Annotated in this window: 1 protein-coding gene; it reads right to left on the bottom strand. The window is 64.7% G+C overall.

The window, feature by feature from the left end:
- A partial coding sequence (locus SB756_RS32025) for a paraquat-inducible protein A (protein ID WP_410913495.1) occupies positions 1-258 on the bottom strand: 258 nt, incomplete at both ends.

Genomic DNA, 258 nt, shown 5'->3' with positions numbered 1-258 from the left:
CCGCCTCCCAGAACTCCAGCACCCCACCGCCAATGGTGCTTTCACTGCCACTGCCGAGCATTTCGGTGTGCATCACAGGCAGCAGGTTCGCCGGGATGTAAAACACCAGCGCGGCCAGCAGAAACGCCCAGCCGCGGCTGATGGCATTGGCCTTGCGCCGATGGATGGCAGCACCACAGCGGTTGCACGTATGCGCGCCACTGCTCAGGTCACACGCCTGGCCGCAGCCATGGCACAGACACAGGCCGAGGTCGTCAG

This window comes from Pseudomonas sp. SIMBA_068, from assembly GCF_046534705.1.
GTDB lineage: Bacteria > Pseudomonadota > Gammaproteobacteria > Pseudomonadales > Pseudomonadaceae > Aquipseudomonas > Aquipseudomonas putida.
This window is presented reverse-complemented; position numbering and strand designations above follow the sequence as displayed.